The organism is Arthrobacter globiformis, assembly GCF_030815865.1.
GTDB lineage: Bacteria > Actinomycetota > Actinomycetes > Actinomycetales > Micrococcaceae > Arthrobacter > Arthrobacter globiformis_B.
The window spans coordinates 565,529-582,947 of record NZ_JAUSXI010000001.1; the positions used below are offsets into that span (position 1 = coordinate 565,529).

Here is a 17,419-nt window from a genome sequence, read left to right on the forward strand (position 1 = left end):
AAAGGGGCTTTGCATGGCCGTGACAATGAACGATGTTGCCCGCGCGGCCGGAGTTTCCCTGAAAACCGTGTCGAACGTGCTCAACAACTATGAGTTCATCAGGCCAGCCACCCGGCAGAAAGTGCTGGACGCAATCGCCGAGCTCGGGTACGAGGCCAACTTGACGGCGCGGAGCCTGAGGTCCGGAAAGTCCCGCATGCTGGGCCTGGTGGTGTCCGACCTCTCCGTGCCGTATTACGCAGAGCTCGCTTCCCGGCTTATGACGGTGGCAGCCGCCCGGGACTATCGCGTCCTGGTGGAGCAGTCTGCGGCGACCAGGGCCAACGAGTTGACTGCCCTGCAGGGATCCCTCAGCCAGCTGACGGACGGCCTCCTGTTCACTCCGCTGGTGCTCGACGCGGACGCCCTGGCCGCCGCCCGCCGCGGCACCAAGCCCCTCGTGATGCTGGGCGAGCACATCGACGACCCGCGGTTCGACCAGGTCACCATGAAGAATGTTGGCGCGGCCAAGGCCATGACGGCCCACCTGCTCGCGGGAGGCCGGCGTCGTATTGCGGTGATCGGTGCTTCCCCTGGGGACCGTGCCGGTTCGCCTGGCCTTCGGCTGGCCGGATACCGGGTGGCGCTGGCCGAGGCGGGAGTCGACTTTGATCCGGCCTTGATTGTGCCGGCGGAATGGCGCCGTGACGGGGGCGCGTCCGCGGTGGCGAGGCTGCTCGACGGCGGCCAGCCGTTCGACGCCGTCTTTGGACTGAATGACGCCCTGGCCCTGGGCGCGATGCACGAACTGCTGCTCCGCGGGGTCAGGGTGCCCGAGGAAGCGGCCGTGGCCGGGTTCGACGATATCGATGAGGCGCGGTTCTCGTCCCCGTCGCTGACCACTGTTGCTCCCGGCATGAACGAGATCGCCGAGCGGTGCGTGCAGCTGCTGATCGACCGGATCGAGGGGAACGAGAAGGCCGCTTCCGGCGTTCATGTGGAAGCAGAATTTGAACTGAGGATCCGTGCCTCGGCCCCCGCAGCCCGGGTTTCGCAGTTGCCGCAAACGGGTACCTCACCTACACCGACACCGACACCGGCAGCGGAAGGAAAGGTGGACCCATGATTGCCCTGCTCATCATCGACATGCAGAACGCGTATTTCGAAGCGCCGGAACTGGCAGCCCAGCGGGAGCGGCTGGTCGCCTCCTGCAACAGACTGCTGGAGGGCTTCAACTCCAGCGGACACAAAGCGCTGCTGGTTGGCACCGAGCACGAGCGGGACAAGTCAACGTGGACGCTAAGCATGCTGGATGACGACCAGGGCTTCATTTTCCGCGGCAGCAAGCAGGCGGAGGCTGTGCCCGGCCTCGCCACCGACGGCCTGCCGCAGCTGAGCAAGACGCGGGACAGCGCCTTTATTGGCACCAACCTGCTGTCCCGGCTGCGGAACTGGGGCGCCGACGAAGTGGTGCTCGCCGGGGTCTCCACGCACAACTGCATCGCCCAAACCGGAGCGGACGCTTTCGCCCACAACATCCGGGTTACGTACGCGGAAGACGCCATGGCGTCGGAGGACAACCAGGATGCCACGGACATGCTGCGCATCCTGTCCACCACGTATCGCCAGCCAGTCCAGTCGAGCGATGAGATCCTCGCCCGGCTCGGCGGCGGGCTTAGCGGAGGCCGTTGAGGGCCGGTCCTGCCGCTCCTGAGCCGGATCTGCTCTCCTGAAACGTGGTGGAAACGTGCGGCGCCTAGTCTAGGTCCCACGCCGACCCACAGGCCATTGAAGGGATCCTCATGCATCTGCTGCCTCGTGAGCAGGAAAAGCTCATGATCGTGGTCGCCGCCGACCTCGCCCGCAGGCGCCAGGGGCGCGGGCTCAAACTCAACTACCCGGAAGCTGTGGCCATCATCAGCTATGAGCTGATCGAGGGTGCCCGGGACGGCCGCACCGTGGCCGAGCTCATGAGCTACGGCACCACGCTGCTCAGCCGCGACGACGTCATGGAGGGCGTGCCGGAGATGATCCACGATGTCCAGATCGAGGCCACCTTTCCTGATGGCACCAAGCTCGTCACCGTCCACAATCCCATCCGATAGGGGTGCCATGATTCCCGGAGAGTATGTCCTGCGTCCTGAACCGCTGGTGATTAACGCGGGCCGCGAGGCTGTCGACGTCGTTGTCCTCAACACCGGTGACCGTCCCGTGCAGGTGGGCTCGCACTACCACTTCGCGGAGTCGAACCCGGCGCTGGAATTCAACCGCGACGCCGCCTATGGGCGGCGTCTGGACATTCCCGCCGGCACCGCAGCACGGTTCGAACCGGGCGACGGAAAGACTGTCCGGCTGATCAGGCTGGCCGGCAGCCGGGAGGTCTACGGCCTGAGTAACGCGGTGAATGGCAGCCTAGACGATGGCGCTGGCCAGGGCGGCACTGACCCGGACGGGGGAGACCGATGAGTTTCGAGTTGTCCCGCAGGCAGTACGCGGACCTTTACGGTCCGACGACGGGCGACGCCATTCGTCTCGCCGACACGGATCTGTTCCTCGAGATTGAAAGGGACCTCACGAACTACGGCGAGGAAGTGGTCTTCGGCGGCGGCAAGGTCATCCGGGATGGCATGGGCCAGAACGGCCAGGCCACACGTGATGAGGGCGTGCCGGACACCGTCATCACCAACGTGGTGGTGCTGGACTATACCGGCATCTACAAGGCGGACGTCGCACTGAAGGACGGCCACATCTTTCGGATCGGCAAGGCCGGAAACCCGCAGATTGCCGACGGCGTGGACATCGTCATCGGCGCCAGCACAGAGATCATCGCGGGGGAACGCAAGATCCTCACTGCCGGGGGAGTGGACACTCACATCCACTTCATCTCCGCAGACCAGGTGGCCACGGCCCTCTGCAGCGGGGTGACCACCATGGTCGGCGGCGGCACCGGACCGGCCGAAGGCACCAAGGCCACCACCGTCACCCCGGGCAAATGGCACATCCACCGCATGCTGCAGGCCGCCGAGGGTTTTCCCGTCAACATCGGCCTGTTCGGCAAGGGGCACGCTTCCGCCGTCGAGCCGTTGGCCGAGCAGATCCGTGCTGGAGCGGTGGGCCTGAAGGTCCACGAGGACTGGGGTTCCACCACCTCCTCGATCGACACCTCACTGAAGGTGGCGGACGAGTATGACGTCCAGGTGGCCATCCACACGGACACGCTGAACGAGTGCGGCTTCGTGGAGGACACCATCCGGGCTATCGACGGGCGTGTCATCCACACGTTCCACACCGAGGGCGCCGGGGGAGGGCACGCGCCGGACATCATCAAGATCGCCGGCCTGCCGAACGTGCTTCCCGCCTCCACGAACCCCACGCTGCCCTACACACGGAACACCATCGAAGAGCACCTGGACATGCTCATGGTGTGCCACCACCTCAATCCGGACATCCCTGAGGACGTGGCTTTCGCCGATTCCCGCATCCGTGCCGAGACCATCGCGGCGGAGGACGTCCTTCAGGACATGGGCATCTTCGCCATCACCTCCTCCGACTCGCAGGCCATGGGGCGCGTGGGCGAGGTGATCACCCGCACCTGGCAGGTGGCGGACAAGATGAAGAAGCAGCGCGGCGTCCTGACGGACCCTGCCGGTGAAACCCACGGTTCTTCTGACAGCGACAACTTTCGGCTGAAGCGGTACGTGGCGAAGTACACCATCAACCCGGCCGTTGCCCAGGGCATGGCTGATTCCATCGGCTCCGTGGAGGAGGGCAAGTTCGCCGACCTGGTGCTCTGGGACCCGGCCTTCTTCGGCGTGAAGCCCGAGCTGGTCCTCAAGGGAGGCCAGATTGCCTACGCCCTGATGGGCGACGCCAACGCCTCCATCCCCACGCCCCAGCCGCGCACCATGCGGCCCATGTTCGGCGCCCAAGGCAAGGCCCTGCAACAGTCGTCCATCACCTTCCTCTCCCAGGCGGCCATTGACGCCGGTGTGCCGGAGGAGCTGGGCCTGGAGAAGGTCATCCGGCCGGTCTCCGGCATCCGGACGCTGACCAAGGCGGACCTGAAGTACAACGACGCCACGCCGGACATCCAGGTGGACCCGGAAACTTACGCGGTGACTGTGGACGGCGAAGAAATCACCTGCGAACCGTCGGACGTACTGCCCATGGCGCAGCGGTACTTCCTCTTCTAGGAGTTTCAGATGATTATCGAAAAAGTCCTCGGCAACCTTCAGGACCAGCCTGCCGAGTTTTACTCCGGCCTGCACCGCGAGAAGGTGGTGCTGCCCAGCGCCCAGCTCGTTAAGCGGATCCAGCGCGTCACCACCGACCACGGCAATGAGATTGGCATCAGGCTTCCTGCCGGATCGGCCGATCTCCGCGACGGCGACGTGCTGCACGTTGCCGACACCAACATGATCGTCGTTTCCGTGCTGCCCACCGATGTCCTGGTGATCGCACCACGGACCATCCACGAGATGGGGATTGTGGCGCACTCCCTCGGCAACCGGCACCTGCAGGCGCAGTTCTTCGACGCGTCGTCCGAGTACGGCGCCGAGGTCATGGTGTGCCAGTACGACCACACCGTCGAGGACTACCTCAAGCACGTTGGAGTGCCCTACCACTGCCAGGAGCGCGTCATGCCAGTGCCTTTCCGCCATGCTGAACACGCGCACTGACGAGCCCGCTGGTCGAGCTGAACCCGCTGGTCGAGCTGAACCCGCTGGGCGAGCTGAATCCGCTGGTCGAGCTTGTCGAGACCAAGGTGCCGGGGTTTCGACAGGCTCAACCACCGGGGAAGGATCCGCTGGTCGAGCTGAACCCGCTGGTCGAGCTGAACCCGCTGGTCGAGCTTGTCGAGACCAGGGTGCGGGGGTTTCGACCGGCTCAACCACCGGGGAGGGATCCGCTGGTCGAGCTTGTCGAGACCAAGGTGCCGGGGTTTCGACCGGCTCAACCACCGGGGGATATCAGCTGGCGCTTCGGCAGCTTACTGATTCGTCGCTTCCTACTGGGGCTTTTGCGCACTCGTTGGGGTTTGAGACGTATATCGAGCGGGGGGTCGTTCATGATGAGGAGTCCTTTGGGATTTGGCTGACTGCGTTTTTGGGGCAGCAGCTGACTTATTCAGATGCCTTGGCCATTCGGTTCGTCTACGAAGGGATTTCTGTCCTTGAGCTGGATGGGCTGCTTTCTGCGCAGCTTTTGCCGCGGCAGGTTCGGGAGGCCAGCGTCAAGATGGGGAACCGGATGCTGGAGATCGGCGCCGAAGTGTTTCCCTCGCCCGAATTGTCGGCGTACCGGGCGCTGGTGAGCGGGGGCCGGGCCGCCGGCCATCAGCCGCTGGCGTTCGCCGTCGTCGCCCGTTCGCTGGGGGTTCCGCAGGCGGAGGCGACCGCCGCCTACCTTTTCGCCGCCGTCACGTCCCTCACGCAGAACGCCGTCCGGGCCATCCCGCTCGGGCAGAGTGCCGGCCAGCGGGTGCTGCGGAACGCGCACGACGCCGTTGCTGCCGCCGTCGAGCGGGCGGCCCGCCTGACGCCGGACGACTTCGGGGCCGTCAGCCCCGGACTGGAAATTTCGCAGATGAGGCACGAGCGCCAACGTGCCCGCATGTTCATGAGCTAGCAGGAGGACAGCATGACTGAACCAATCAAGATCGGCATCGGCGGCCCCGTCGGCGCCGGAAAGACCCAGCTGGTGGAACGGATCACGCGCCACATGAGCGCAGAGATCTCCATGGCCGCCATCACCAACGACATCTACACGATCGAGGACGCCAAGATCCTGGCCGCCAACGGCATCCTGCCCGAGGACCGCATCATCGGCGTCGAAACCGGCGGCTGCCCGCACACCGCCATCCGCGAGGACACGTCCATGAACACCGCGGCCATCGAGGAGCTCAAGCAGCGGCACCCTGACCTGCAGGTGATCTTCGTGGAATCCGGCGGCGACAACCTCTCTGCCACCTTCAGCCCCGAGTTGGTGGACTTCTCGATCTACATCATCGACGTTGCGCAGGGCGAGAAGATCCCCCGCAAGGCCGGCCAGGGCATGATCAAGTCCGACCTCTTCATCATCAACAAGACAGACCTCGCCCCGCACGTCGGCGCAGACCTCGCCGTCATGGAACGCGACTCCAAGGAATTCCGCGGTGCCAAGCCGTTCTGCTTCACGAACCTCAAAACGGACGAAGGCCTGGAGCACGTCATCGAATGGATCCGGCGCGATGTCCTGATGCTCGACCTGGCGCAGTGAGCACGCCGGACGGTCCGCTGGTCGAGCTTGTCGAGACCGAGAGGCCGGGATTTCGACAAGCTCAATCACCGGCGCCGATGGGGGAGCTTGAGCTTCGCATCGCCGCGCGCGCAGGGAAGTCCTTTGCGTCGCACCAGTATCATCGGGGTGCCTTGCGGGTTTTGCGTCCGCACTATCTGGATGAGTCCGGCCAGGTTTGCTACGTCGTCGTCAATCCTGGCGGAGCGTATTTGGGAGCAGACCTTTACGTCCTGGACGTGGAGGTGGGGGACGGGGCTGACCTGCTGCTCACCACGCAGTCCGCGACGAAGATCTACCGGACTCCGGGATCGTTTGCCGAGCAGCGGATGACCGTCCGGCTGGGGGAGGGTTCGCGGCTGGAGCTGGCGCCGGACCAGGTCATCGCCTACCGGGAGGCCAGCTACCGGCAGAACACGAACATCACGGTGCGGCCGACGTCGAGCCTGGTAATGGCTGAGGTGATCACGCCGGGGTGGTCGCCGGACGGTGCCTCCTTCCGGTACGAGGAGCTGCGGCTCCGCAACGAGATCCACGTGGAGACGGACGGCGGCACCCGGCTGCTCGCCCTCGACAATCTGCTGATCCGCCCGCCGCTCGACGACGTCACCGGCACGGGCTTCATGGAGGGCTACAGCCACCTGGGTTCGCTGGTGGTGGTGGACGCCCGGGTGGACCACGCGCTTGCCGACGAACTGCACCAACTGGCCGAAGAGTTCGACGCCTACACAGGGGTCTCGCTCAGTGCCACAATGGACGGCATCACGGCACTGGTGCTCCGGTCCCTGTCCAACAGCACCGAAAAACTCAATACGCTACTGGGTGGCTGCAGTGGCCTTCTCCGTGAACGCTGGTACGGCCAGGCGCCCCTGAATCTGAGGAAGTACTGATGACTACCTTGACCCAGTTCGCCGCCATGTACCGCGAGCGGGAGCAGTTGCCGCTCGGGACGCGCATACTGGCCACCTTTTCCGCGGTGGGCATCCTGCACCTTGCCGCCGTCGTGCTCCTCGTTGCCGGCACGGCGGCGTCGGGGCAGCCCCTGGCGCTCGGACTGGTGCTTACGGCGTACCTGGCCGGCATCAAGCACAGCTACGACTGGGACCACATCGCCGCGATCGACAACTCTACCCGGAAGTTCGTGGCGCAGAGGCAGGATCCCACCAGTGTGGGATTCGCCTTCAGCCTGGGGCACAGTTCGGTGGTGATCCTGGCCGGGGCCCTGGTGGTTTCGGGGGTGTCGCTGGTGGGCAGGTTCATGACCGAGGGCAGCACCGGAAACCTCGTCCTTGGGCTGATTGGCAGCGGGGTTTCCGGCCTGTTCCTGCTGGCCATGGGGCTCTTCAACGGGTCGGCGTTTCTCGGTGCCGCCCGGTCCTACCGCAGGGTCCGCGGCGGCGGAACTGTGCTGCCGGAGGAGCTGGAAGCCAAGGGCTTTGTGGCCCGCCTTCTGGCCCGGCCGCTGTCAAAGGTGCGGCGGCCCAGGAACGTGTACGTGATCGGCTTCCTGTTCGGGCTCGGTTTTGATACCGCCACTACCATTGGGCTCCTGGTGATGACGACGGCGGCCTCCTTGGCGGGCGTTTCGCCTGCCGCGCTGCTGGCGCTTCCGCTCGCGTTCGCCGCCGCCATGACCCTGTGCGACACGACCAACGGCCTTGCCATGATGCGGATGTACAAGTCGGCCATCCACGATCCCCTGCGCAAACTTGGATTCAACGCCGTCATTACCGGGCTCTCGGCCCTCTCCGCGCTTTTCGTTGCCTTGATAACCCTCGTCGGGTTCTTCAACGCGGCGTTCGGGCTGAAGGACCCGCTCACCGCCTGGCTGGGCGCCATCGATCTGGACGATGCCGGGCTGCTGCTGGTGGCTGCATTCCTGGCGCTGTGGGGTGCGGCGTCGTTGCGCGGGCGCCGGAGGGCCCGGGCCTAGCCGCCCAGCGTCTTCCTAGCCGTCCAGCTTCGCCCGAAGCCCGCCGATGACCACGTCCAGGCCGAAGTCGAAGGCATGCCCAGCGCGTTCCTCCGATGGCCCGGCATTGCCGAGCGCGCGCTTCAGCGTGGGATAGCCCTCCGCCGGCGGGTCCCACACCACGTCCGGCGCCGCGAGGTCCAGGGCCGCGCCGAGGGCGAAGCTGTCGATGGTGGAGATGGCGGCCACGACGTCACGCCCGCGGAATCCCGCGCCCTCCAGGGCCAGGGCCAGGTCCTCGTAGAGGCCGATGGCCGCCGGGTCCATGATGGACTGCAGCACCAGCAGCGGAGCCAGCCGCGGATGGCGGGCAAAGGCGTCCCGGTACGCGCGGATCAGGACACGAAGGGCGGCCTCCCAGTCACTGTGGTCCACGGGAGCGTACGGCTCCTCGGTGATGATCCGGTGGCGCAGCAGTTCCAGGATCTCGTCCCGGCCGCTGACGTGGTTGTAGATGGAGGACTGGCTCACGCCGATCTTTTTAGCCAGCTTCGGAAAGCTGAAGTCGCCGCTCTCATCGACCAGTTCCAGCGCGGCCGTGGTCAGGGCCTCCACGGATATCAGCGGGAGGAGTGGGCGCCCCATGGAATCTCCTGTCTGCAGCATTGGAACATCGGAACCCAGCCTAGTCTCCGGCACCTGAAGCGGGCGCTTCAAACAATCCTATTGTGCTCCGCGCCACACGCCCTCATACTAAAACGAAAGCCTTTCGTTTTGTCGGGCTTTTCAGAAAGGACGGACCAGTGCCGGATACCCAAACCAGACCTCCGGCGTCCTCTGCGGACGGCGCCCTCAAGCGCAATGCCCTGGGCACAGGCGGCATTGCCTTCCTCGTCATTTCGGCGGCAGCGCCGCTGACCGTCATGGCGGGTGTTGCCCCGGTGGCCATCAGCGTCGGCGGCATCGGTGCCCCGGCCGGCTACCTCCTGGCAGGGATCGTGCTTACGCTCTTCGCCGTCGGCTTCATGGCCATGACCCGGCACGTGAAGGCGGCCGGCGGCTTCTACACCTACATTTCGCTGGCCATGGGCAAGACCGTGGGACTTGCCTCGGCCGTCCTGGCGATCGTCTCCTACAACTGCCTCCAGATCGGCGTCTACGGACTCTTCGCCGTCCAGACCCACGACATGCTCATGGTGGTCTTCGGGCTCGAGGTGCCCTGGCCGGCGATTGCCCTGGCCGCCGTGGCCGCCGTCTGGTTCCTCGGCTACCGGGGCATTGACGTCGGCGCCAAAGTGCTCGGGGTGCTCCTCGTGGCCGAGACCGGCATCCTCGCCCTGATGGGGGCGGGCATCCTTGGCAGCGGCGGAGCGCACGGAATCAGCGTGGGCTCCTTCAGCCCGGAGCACGCGTTCGGGCCGGGCGTCCTGGCCATCCTCGGCATCTGCTTCGCCGCATTCATGGGCTTCGAGTCCACCGTGCTGTACCGCTCGGAGGCCCGTGACCCGGACAGGTCGGTGCCCCGGGCCACGTACATCGCCGTCGGCTTCATGTCAGTGTTCTACGCCTTCATCGTCTGGGCCGTGGTGCAGGCCTACGGCGAAGACCGTGCCGTGGAAGCCGCCGGGCAGCTGGCCGGCGGGATGTTCTTCCAAACCATCAACCACTATGTGGGTCCGTGGGCCGAGGTGGCAATGTACTTCCTGATTGTCACCAGCGTCTACGCTTCCCAGCTGGCCTTCCACAACGCGATCAACCGATACGTCTACATGCTGGCGCGCGACGGCGTGCTGCCGAACTTCCTGGGGCAGACCCACCCGAAGTTCAAATCACCGCACCGGGCCGGCCAGCTGCAGACGGTCCTCGCCGCCGTCGTCATCACCGTCTGCGCCCTCCTGAACGCCGATCCGTACCAGCAGCTGCTGATTTGGGTGAACACCCCGGGGATCTTCGGCATCGTCGGACTGCAGGGTCTGGTGTCGGTGGCGGCCTTCCTCTACCTGCGCCGGAACCCCGACGCCGTCACGCACCGGCTGATGGTCCCGCTCAGTTTGGCGTCGGCCATCCTGCTCTTCGGCGTGGTGCTGCTGATCGGGTTCAACATCGAACTGCTCACCTTCGCCGACGCACTGACCAACACCATCCTCATCCTGGTGACGCCCCTCGTCTTTATCGCCGGACTCCTGGCCGCCCGCGGGGTGCGCCGCCACAGGCCGGAAACCTTCGCCCAGATTGGAAGCTTTGAAACCCATGAATCCTGATGTGATCATCCTCGCCGGCACCATCCACACGATGGGCGGTCAGCCCTCCGGGGGCCCGGAGCCGCAGGCCGTTGCCGTCCGGAACGGGGTGATCGCCGCCGTCGGAAGCCGTGCGGATGCGGCCGGGTGGCCTGCCGCGGAGGTCATCGACTTCGGTGACGCCGTGCTGACCCCCGGCCTGGTGGACTGCCACATCCATCCAGTTTTTGGGCTGGAACTGACGCGCGGCTGCGACCTGTCCGGCGCCGCGGACCTGGCTGCGGTGCGCGCACTTCTGCGTGCGGAGACGGCGGCGACGGCGCCCGGCGGGTGGGTGCGCGGCTGGGGCCTGGACCCCAACGTGTTCGGATCCGCTGCCGCACACCGCGGGCTGATTGACGACGCCGTCTCCGGACGGCCGTGCCTTCTGCGCCTGTTTGACGGGCACTCCGCGCTGGCCAGTTCCCAGGCCCTTGAGATCGCGGGAGTCACCGGTCCACGCTCCTTCGACCAGGCCGCAGAGGTGGTCTGCGACGGTAGCGGCAGGCCCACAGGGCTCCTGCTGGAGGCGGCCGCCGTCGAACTCGTTGCCCGGGTGATGCCTGCCGAGTCCTTCGCCGAACGGAAGGTGCGGCTGGCGGAACTGCTCAGGCAGTTCTCACGGTCCGGGCTGACCGGGGCGCACGTGATGGACTGCAACGACGATTCGCTGGAGCTTTACCGGGAGCTCGAAGAAGAGACCGACGGCGGCCTTCCGCTGCGGCTGCGGATCTCGCCGTGGTGCATGCCCGGCAGCGGTGAGCCTGACTGGCGCGGGCTGGCCGGGCAGATCTGTGTCGGCGGACGGCGCTGGGAGGTGGCCGGCATCAAGCTGTTCGTGGACGGCACGATAGACAACGGCACTGCCTGGCTGTTTGAGCCCGATGCCTATGGTGAGTCGGTGGCACCGTTCTGGCCCCGGCCCGAGGAATATGCCGAGGCCGTGCGCTATTTCGCCGGCCGCGGTATTCCTACAGCCACGCACGCAATCGGCGACGCCGGGGTGGCCGCGGTCCTGGACGCCTTCGAGTCCCTGCCTCCGGGCACACCGCCCGGCGTGCACCGGATCGAACACCTCGAGACCGTTCCGGACGAACTGGTCGGAAGGTTCTCCCGTTCCGGCCTGATCGCGAGCATGCAGCCGACCCACTGCACGCACTACTCCCGCGCCGACCACTCGGACAACTGGTCCACCCGGCTCGGCACGGAAAGGGCCAACAACGCCTGGCGGTGCGCAGACCTCCGTGCTGCGGGAACCATCCTGGGGCTCGGCTCCGACTGGCCGATCGCCCCGTTCGAACCGCTGCCCATCCTGGGGGACGCGCAATTACGACGGCGGTCGAACCGCCCGGGTGAGCAGCCGATTGTTCCCGGCCAGGCCCTCACGGCCCGTCAGGCGCTCGAAGGCTACACCTCGCACGCCGCCAGGGCCGCGGGGGAGTGGGACGTCTCCGGCTCCATCACCGTGGGCAAGCGCGCAGACTTCACGGTGTTCGATGTGGATCCGCTGGCGGCTGCGCCAGATGACCTTGCTGTTGCCCGGGTTCTGGCCACATTCCTCGACGGGCAGGCCCAGCACTCGGCGGTGCAGTACTCGGCGGCGCGGAGCGGGAGGTCACCGCTGTCCTAGGCGACAGTTGTCTTACGCCCCAGCTGTCTTAGGCCCGGTCCCTCAGGCGACCGCGGCGGGCGCCAGATCCTCGGGCGTCGCCGCTTCCTCCGGCAGGTCCGCCAGGAGTTCGGCCGCCGTGGGCGGGTTGGCGCCGGGGCGGCGCACTGTGATCGCGGCGGCCTTCGAGGCAGTGCGTCCCAGTGTTTCCAGCACTGCCGGTGCCAGGCCGTCCGCTCCGCGCGCCAGCAGCCCGTAGATCAGCGCCGCCATGTACGAATCCCCGGCGCCGATGGTGTCGGCCACTGCGGACCGGACGGCCGGCACCACCAGCTGCAGCTCCGGAGTGGCCAGCAGCGACCCCTCGGAGCCGCGGGTGACCACCGCTAGCTCCGCACCCAGCTGGAGGATCCGTGCCGCGGTGTCCTCGAGCTGGAGGTCCGGGTACAGCCAGCGGGCATCCTCGTCGCTCAGCTTGACCACGTCGGTGAGCGGGACCAGCTCCTCGAAGATGGTCCGGGCCTCGGCGTGGCTGCCGAGGAGTGCCGGGCGGATATTGGGATCGTAGGTCACCACGCATTCGCGGTGCGACTGCTCCAGGAGGGTCCTGACAGCTGCTGCGCCCGGAGCCAGGAAGGTTGCGATGGAGCCGGTGTGGAGCACCTTGGGAAGGGATGCCGGTGCCACCGGCGGCAGTTCCCAGCGGATGTCGAAGTCGTAGGTGGCGGAGCCGTCTGCAGCCAGCGTTGCCGTGGCCGTCGCCGTCCTGCCCGGTGTCCTCGAACCGGGCAGGAGCGCGACGCCGGCACGCTGCAGGTGCGCCTCGATGGCCCGCCCACGGTCGTCGTCGCCGATCGAGGTGAGGAGCGCGGTCCGGATGCCGAGCCGGCCCAGCCCGTAGGCAACGTTCGACGGCGATCCGCCGGGGTGCTCGACGGTTCCGTCTGCGGACGCAACGACGTCCACCAGCGCTTCACCGATGACGATGACTTCCGGCGTTGCCGCGCGGGCTTCTGAGCTGGCAGAACCTGCGTTCACGGTGCCGGTGTTCGCGGTGCCTGTGCCGGGGGTGGAGGTTGGATTCACGGTGGGGCCTTTCATGGAGCCGTCCGCGGGCCGGCTTCGGCCCGCGGACGGATGTGGAGAGTGCTGCGCTGCTGGTGGTGCTGGTTCTGGATGGAGCGCCCGGTCAGGCCGTGGCGGCGCCCGTCATGATTGCCACGGCGTCGGTCATGCTGTGCGACTGCGGCGTGATGGTCGCCGCGCACTTTCCGAGCCGCTGGATGTGGATCCGGTCCGCCACGTCAAACACATGGGGCATGTTGTGACTGATCAGGATCACCGGAAGGCCCCTGTCGCGCAGGTCGCGGACCAACTGCAGGACCTGGTTCGATTCCCGGACGCCGAGTGCCGCCGTCGGCTCATCGAGGACAACCACCTTGGAGCCGAACGCCGCGGCGCGGGCCACGGCCACAGCCTGGCGCTGGCCGCCGGACAGGTTCTCCACCGGCACTGTCACGTCCTGGAGTGTAGAGATGCCCAGCCGGGTCAGTTCCTCCTTGGCCTTGCGGCGCATGCCCTTGGTGTCCAGGACACGGAAGAGCTTGCCCAGCGGCCCGGCAAGCCGTTCTTCCCGTCCCAGGAACAGGTTGGAGGCGACGTCCAGCGCCGGTGACACCGCCAGGTTCTGGTAGACGGTTTCGATGCCGTGGGCCCGTGCGTCCTGCGGCCGCTTGAAGTGCACGGTCTGCCCGGAGACTTTCAGCTCGCCGGAGTCCGGCACCTCGGCGCCGGTGAGGCACTTGATCAGGGTGGATTTGCCTGCCCCGTTGTCGCCGATGACCGCCAGGACTTCACCCGGGTAAAGGTCCAGGCTGACGCCATCGAGTCCCACAACGCGTCCGAAGGTCTTGACGAGGTTCCTGGCCTGCAGGATCGGTTGCCGCACCGCCGTGCCGGACGGCTGCAATTCAGTGGCGGTCATGATTTAACCTTTCGGATCCACTGGTCGATGGACACAGCGAGGATGATGAGGACGCCCACGGCGAGGGTCTGGTACAGCACGTCGAGTCCCGCCAGGGACAGGCCGTTGCGGAATACGCCCACGATCAGCGCGCCGAGGAGGGATCCCCAGACGGAGCCGCGGCCGCCGAAGAGGCTGGTTCCGCCAATCACGACGGCGGTGATGGAGTCGAGGTTGAGGTCCACACCGGCGTTGGGGCTGGCTGCGTTGGTGCGGCCGATCTGGAGCCAGGCGCCCATGGCCAGGACAGCCCCGGCGGCGAGGTAAACACTCATGAGGACGCGGTTGACGGGAATGCCGGCCAGACGGGCGGCTTCCTTGTCATCCCCGACGGCGTAGACGTGCCGGCCCCAGGCTGTCTTGCCCAGGATGAATGCCACGACGCCGTAGAGCAGGAGCATCATGATCACGCCGGTGGAGATGCGCACGGGGCCTAGCGGGAACGTGCTTCCGGTCCAGGTGAGCAGGCCCGGCATGCTGGAACCGCGGACGGTGGAACCGCCGGAGTACAGCAGCGTGACGGCGATGAAGATGTTCAGGGTTCCGAGCGTGACGATGAACGGCGGAAGTTTGAACCGGGTGACGAGGAAGCCGTTGAGGGCGCCCGCCCCGAGGCCCACCACGAGGCCGGCCAGCAAGGCCAGCGGGCCGGGAATGCCGCTGCCCACGGCCAGTTGCGCCACCACCATGGACGAGAGGATCATGACGGCACCGACGGACAAGTCGATTCCCGCGGTGAGGATGATGAGCGTCTGCGCAATCGCCAGGGTTCCCACCACTGAGACCTGCTGGGTGATGAGCGATAGGTTTTCGAACCGCAGGAACCGGTCGTTGAGGAGCCCGAAGACCACCACCGCCACGAGCAGCACAATCGCCGGGCTGAGCGCTGGGTACCGGTGGAGGATGTTGCGGATGCGGCTGAGCGGGGTCTGGCGGTCGAGGAATTCCCCGGCCAGGTCGGCGTGCCCGGTGGCGGGCGGGCCGGCTGTCTGTTGCTGGGTCATGTTTGCTCCTGTCATGTCCGGTTACTTGCCCCAGCAGATCTGGGAGGCGTCCGACGTCGTGATGCTCTTGACGCCGTCGGCTGCCTTGTCCGTTACCAGCTCCACGCCGGTGTTGAAGAAGTCCAGGCCCTCGGAGTTGGCCGGCTTCTGGCCGGTCTTGGCGAGGTCGACGATCGCCTTGACGCCGAGCTCGGCCATCTTGACCGGGTACTGCTGGGCGGTGGCGCCGATGATGCCGGACTTGACGTTGTCGACGCCGGTGCAGCCGCCGTCCACCGAAACCACCAGGACGTCCTTTTCCTTGCCGGCGGACTTCAGCGCCTCGAAGGCACCCGCAGCTGCCGGTTCGTTGATGGTGTAAACGACGTTGATGTTCGGGTTCTTGGCGAGCAAGGGTCTCCATGGCCGTGCGTCCGCCGTCCTCCGCGCCCTGGGAGGCCTGGCTGCCGACGATTTCGTAATCGCCGCCCTTGCCGCCCGTGTACTTGCCGGTCTTGGCCTCGTCGCCGTTCTTCTTCTTGTCTGCGGTGTCGATGCCGAGCCCGGTGAGGAACCCCTGGTCGCGGTTGTAGTCCACCGAGACCACCTTGTCGTCGAACAGGTCAACCAGCGCGATGGTGGCCTTCTTGCCGTCCAGCTGGGCGGCCGTCCACTTGCCGATCAGTTCACCGGCGGCGAAGTTGTCCGTTGCGAAAGTGATGTCCGCGGCGTCTGCCGGGTCCGGCGGAGTGTCGAGCGCAATGACGAACAGGCCTGCGTCCTTGGCCTTCTTCAGGGCGTCAACCACGGACGGGCCGTTGGGGGTGATCAGAATGCCTTTATCGCCCTTGGAGATGGCGTTTTCGATGGCCTGGATCTGGGTGTCCTCATCGCCGTCGGCCTTGCCTGCCGCGAGCTTCAGATCGACGCCGCCGGCCTCGGCAGCCTTCTTGGCTCCGTCCTGCATGGACACGAAGAAGGGGTTGGACGTGGTCTTTACGATCAGCGAGACGCCGACCTTTTCGGACGAGGAGCCTCCGGTGGCGGAGGTGGCGGTGGAATTTCCGCCGCAGGCGGTGAGGCTGAGCGTGCCGAGGGTCAGGACTGCACCGATGGCGAGCAGGCGGTGGGTGACTGTCCGCGGGGCTTTGGAACTCAACATTGAATCTCCTGGGTTTCAGGGCATCTAGTGTGCCTGACAACGATGTCAGGCCTCATGTAATCAACGTCACAGGGTAGAGTCAAGGCAAATGCAAAGATGAAGGACGGATTTATGACAACGATGTCTAATCGTTACCAGGCTGAGGGGTCAAAGAGCCGGCCCACCATGCGCCACGTCGCGGCGCTGGCGGGCGTGGGGATCAAGACGGTGTCGCGCGTCATGAACGACGAGCCCGGCGTCTCGGAGGCGACAAGGCAGCGTGTACTTGGCGCCTCGCAGCAGCTGAACTACCAGTTGGACATGGCGGCGGGCAGCCTTAGGCGCGCCGGCCGGCAGACGCTTTCCATTGGGCTCCTGCTGCCGAGTGTCGCCAACCCGTTCAGCAGCGAGATCCACCGCGCCATGGAGGACGCCCTGGCGGCCCGCGGAATCGCGGTGTTCGCAGCCAGCCTGGACGACGACGCCGAGCGGGAGAAAGCCCTGGTGACGGCCTTCCTGGGCAGGCGCGTGGACGGAATGGTCCTCACGCCCATCGCCAAGAGCCAGGCATACGTCATTCCCGAACATTCCCGGGACCTGCCCATCGTGTTCATTGACCGCGAGCCCGTGGGCATCGAGGCGGACGCGGTGGTGACGGACAACGCCGTCGGCGCTGCAAAGGCGGCGGCCCACCTGATAGAGCATGGCCACGCCCGGATCGCGTACATGGGTGACCGCACTGACATCCAGACGGCCCGCGAACGGCGCCGCGGGTTCGTCGAGGAACTTGGCCGGGCGGGCATATCCACATCCACGGTCCCTTTCCGCGAAGGGCTTCACGACGAGGAGTCGGCGCGCCTGGCCACCCTGGAGCTGCTCCGGGCCGAAGACCCGCCCACGGCCATTTTCTCGAGCCAGAACCTGGTGACCTTCGGCGTCATGCGAGCCCTAAAGGAACTGGGCATGAACAAGCGCGTCGCCCTCGTGGGCTTCGACGACTTCACCCTGGCGGACATGATGGAACCGGGCGTGACCGTCATTGCGCAGCACCCCGACCGGATCGGAAAACTGGCCGCCGAACGCCTGCTTGCCCGGATCGATGGGGACCACGGCGCCCCGCAGACCTACGTCGTACCCTCGGAACTCATCACGCGCGGGTCCGGTGAGCTGCACCCACCGCGACAAGCAGTCCGCCGTGATGAACCGCCTGCCTGACT

General features: G+C 66.4%; 17 protein-coding genes and 1 pseudogene. 13 read left to right on the plus strand and 5 right to left on the minus strand.

What is annotated here, in order from left to right:
* Positions 1-13: 13 nt before the first annotated feature.
* The 10 genes from QFZ33_RS02630 (at position 14) to QFZ33_RS02675 (ending at position 8,188) form a co-directional block, all read left to right on the plus strand.
* Complete coding sequence (locus tag QFZ33_RS02630; protein ID WP_307024604.1) at positions 14-1,105, plus strand: LacI family DNA-binding transcriptional regulator; 1,092 nt, start codon at positions 14-16, stop codon at positions 1,103-1,105.
* A complete protein-coding gene (locus QFZ33_RS02635; protein WP_307024605.1) occupies positions 1,102-1,671 on the plus strand; it encodes a cysteine hydrolase family protein in 570 nt (189 codons plus the stop codon). The genes QFZ33_RS02630 and QFZ33_RS02635 overlap by 4 nt, the downstream gene beginning before the upstream one ends.
* 110 nt (positions 1,672-1,781) lie before the next feature.
* Positions 1,782-2,084, plus strand: a complete 303-nt coding sequence (locus QFZ33_RS02640) for an urease subunit gamma (RefSeq protein WP_214857918.1) — start codon at positions 1,782-1,784, stop codon at positions 2,082-2,084.
* 7 nt (positions 2,085-2,091) lie between these two features.
* Complete coding sequence (locus QFZ33_RS02645; RefSeq protein WP_307024607.1) at positions 2,092-2,445, plus strand: urease subunit beta; 354 nt, start codon at positions 2,092-2,094, stop codon at positions 2,443-2,445.
* Positions 2,442-4,172 carry an urease subunit alpha gene (gene ureC / locus QFZ33_RS02650; RefSeq protein WP_307024609.1) on the plus strand — a complete coding sequence of 577 codons (1,731 nt, stop codon included), beginning with the start codon at positions 2,442-2,444 and terminating at the stop codon, positions 4,170-4,172. The genes QFZ33_RS02645 and ureC overlap by 4 nt, the downstream gene beginning before the upstream one ends.
* Before the next feature lie 9 nt (positions 4,173-4,181).
* A complete protein-coding gene (ureE, locus tag QFZ33_RS02655; protein ID WP_307024610.1) occupies positions 4,182-4,658 on the plus strand; it encodes an urease accessory protein UreE in 477 nt (158 codons plus the stop codon).
* Positions 4,659-4,953: 295 nt separating this feature from the next.
* Entirely contained in the window at positions 4,954-5,607 is a 654-nt protein-coding gene (locus QFZ33_RS02660; protein WP_307031621.1) for an urease accessory protein UreF, read from the plus strand.
* Positions 5,608-5,619: 12 nt separating this feature from the next.
* Entirely contained in the window at positions 5,620-6,237 is a 618-nt protein-coding gene (gene ureG, locus QFZ33_RS02665; RefSeq protein WP_307024612.1) for an urease accessory protein UreG, read from the plus strand.
* Positions 6,238-6,314: 77 nt separating this feature from the next.
* Positions 6,315-7,145, plus strand: coding sequence for an urease accessory protein UreD (locus tag QFZ33_RS02670; RefSeq protein WP_307031623.1), 831 nt, complete (start codon positions 6,315-6,317; stop codon positions 7,143-7,145).
* A complete protein-coding gene (locus QFZ33_RS02675) occupies positions 7,145-8,188 on the plus strand; it encodes a HoxN/HupN/NixA family nickel/cobalt transporter (protein ID WP_307024614.1) in 1,044 nt (347 codons plus the stop codon). The genes QFZ33_RS02670 and QFZ33_RS02675 overlap by 1 nt, the downstream gene beginning before the upstream one ends.
* 15 nt (positions 8,189-8,203) lie before the next feature.
* Here the strand turns inward: QFZ33_RS02675 and QFZ33_RS02680 are convergent, their stop codons facing one another.
* A complete protein-coding gene (locus tag QFZ33_RS02680) occupies positions 8,204-8,812 on the minus strand; it encodes a TetR/AcrR family transcriptional regulator (protein WP_307024615.1) in 609 nt (202 codons plus the stop codon).
* Between the two features lie 158 nt (positions 8,813-8,970).
* Between QFZ33_RS02680 and QFZ33_RS02685 the strand changes: the two genes are divergently transcribed.
* Both QFZ33_RS02685 and QFZ33_RS02690 read left to right on the plus strand, forming a co-directional pair.
* Entirely contained in the window at positions 8,971-10,428 is a 1,458-nt protein-coding gene (locus QFZ33_RS02685; protein ID WP_307024617.1) for an APC family permease, read from the plus strand.
* Positions 10,418-12,076 (plus strand): amidohydrolase, encoded by a 1,659-nt coding sequence (locus QFZ33_RS02690; protein ID WP_307024619.1) that lies wholly within the window; start codon positions 10,418-10,420, stop codon positions 12,074-12,076. Before QFZ33_RS02685 ends, QFZ33_RS02690 begins: the two co-directional genes overlap by 11 nt.
* A 42-nt stretch (positions 12,077-12,118) precedes the next feature.
* Here the strand turns inward: QFZ33_RS02690 and QFZ33_RS02695 are convergent, their stop codons facing one another.
* From QFZ33_RS02695 to QFZ33_RS02710, 4 genes and pseudogenes are all read right to left on the minus strand, one after another.
* Positions 12,119-13,093: a carbohydrate kinase family protein gene (locus tag QFZ33_RS02695; RefSeq protein WP_307031625.1), complete on the minus strand. Its 975-nt coding sequence runs from the start codon at positions 13,091-13,093 to the stop codon at positions 12,119-12,121.
* 151 nt (positions 13,094-13,244) lie between these two features.
* The gene (locus QFZ33_RS02700) at positions 13,245-14,039 is read right to left on the minus strand and encodes an ATP-binding cassette domain-containing protein (protein ID WP_307024621.1); all 795 of its coding nucleotides are present in this window, start codon (positions 14,037-14,039) and stop codon (positions 13,245-13,247) included.
* Positions 14,036-15,082: an ABC transporter permease gene (locus QFZ33_RS02705; protein ID WP_307024623.1), complete on the minus strand. Its 1,047-nt coding sequence runs from the start codon at positions 15,080-15,082 to the stop codon at positions 14,036-14,038. The genes QFZ33_RS02700 and QFZ33_RS02705 overlap by 4 nt, the downstream gene beginning before the upstream one ends.
* Before the next feature lie 21 nt (positions 15,083-15,103).
* Positions 15,104-16,223, minus strand: a pseudogene (locus tag QFZ33_RS02710) (substrate-binding domain-containing protein).
* 165 nt (positions 16,224-16,388) lie between these two features.
* Between QFZ33_RS02710 and QFZ33_RS02715 the strand changes: the two are divergent.
* Entirely contained in the window at positions 16,389-17,417 is a 1,029-nt protein-coding gene (locus QFZ33_RS02715; RefSeq protein WP_307031627.1) for a LacI family DNA-binding transcriptional regulator, read from the plus strand.
* The last annotated feature ends 2 nt before the right edge of the window (positions 17,418-17,419 follow it).